Source organism: Rhodococcus sp. BS-15 (assembly GCF_000813105.1).
GTDB lineage: Bacteria > Actinomycetota > Actinomycetes > Mycobacteriales > Mycobacteriaceae > Rhodococcoides.
In genome coordinates this window covers 1-1,185 of the sequence record NZ_BAOX01000553.1, presented here as the reverse complement: position 1 = coordinate 1,185, position 1,185 = coordinate 1, and the positions used below count along the sequence as shown (strand labels likewise).

At 68.5% G+C, this 1,185-nt stretch carries 2 protein-coding genes; both read right to left on the bottom strand.

The features are described 5' to 3' along the window. Positions 1-23: 23 nt before the first annotated feature. The gene (locus RHBS_RS27875) at positions 24-1,016 is read right to left on the bottom strand and encodes a DUF294 nucleotidyltransferase-like domain-containing protein (RefSeq protein ID WP_237669868.1); all 993 of its coding nucleotides are present in this window, start codon (positions 1,014-1,016) and stop codon (positions 24-26) included. Then, positions 1,010-1,185 (bottom strand): cob(I)yrinic acid a,c-diamide adenosyltransferase (locus RHBS_RS27870; RefSeq protein WP_187298676.1); only part of this gene is annotated, 176 nt, incomplete at its 5' end. The genes RHBS_RS27870 and RHBS_RS27875, both read right to left, overlap by 7 nt.

The window sequence follows — 1,185 nt, the reverse complement described above, 5'->3', positions numbered from 1 at the left end:
AGTCCTCTGCCGGGTTGCCGCGTTCACCGAAGGGGTTGCTGAGCCAGTGCGCCGCGGCGCGTTCCCACTGACCGGCCGAGCGGGCGAATCGGGGGCGAGCTCGCGACCGCGCCGTTGGTGTCCGACGGTAGCCCGGCCCCGTCGAGGCTCACGTGCACGCGAGCGGCCAAGTCCATCAGCGCCTCGTCGCGGGTTCTCGGCACCGCGTTCGATTTCCCACGCACATAGGGGTCCGCCGTCGCGTCCGCCCAGGTCAATGCGCTGTCGACGTCGGAGGAGGGCATGGCTTCTCGACGCGCCACGCTGCCGAGAGTGATCCAGGCGAAGTGGTCACGCGGCACATCCGGACGTGCGGTCCACTCGATCTCGACGGCCCGTCGGACGAGGCTGTCGACCACGACGGAGAGGATCGCGCTGACCGCCATCGCATCGGTTCCGCCCTGGAACAGATCCACCACCAGGCGGGGCACGAGCCTGCCCGCGTCGGCGAGTTCGGCGGAAGTCGATGCCGATGCCACAGCCCGGCGGACCACGAAACTGCGTCGAGTCGACGCGGCATGCAGATCCGAATCCTCGACGACGCCGAGTACCTCACCACGGTTCGACACCACCGGCATGTGACGCAAGCCTCGCTCGAGCATGTCCATCAGCACGGTGCCCGCCAACCGGTCCGCCGTGACGGTCTCGGCCGGCGAGGTCATGACCTGCTCGATCGGAGTATCGACGCCGATCCCGGCGGCCACCACCCGAATTCGGAGGTCTCGGTCGGTGAAGATGCCATGGCGCGAACCACGCAGCGGAATCAGAACGTAGGAGCTGCCCTGCTCGGTCATGTGCCGGACGGCATCTCGAACCGTGGTGCCGACGGGCGTGAACACCGCTGGTGCCGAGAGCAATTCACCGACGGTGCGGCCGGCGCTGCGCAGCGCGCCCAGCAGCCCGGTCGCCACCGTCGTCTTTCCACTACCCGACGCGGGGGCCGCGATCACCACTGCGGGACACGACGCGCTCACCATTCGATGCCTCGCTGACCCTTGCGTCCCGCGTCCATCGGGTGCTTGACCTTGGCCATCTCGGTGACCAGATCTGCCGCCTCGATCAGTTCACGGGGTGCGTCGCGTCCGGTGATGACGACGTGCTGGCTTCCCGGTCGGTGGGTCAGGACGTCGACCACCTCGGCGACGT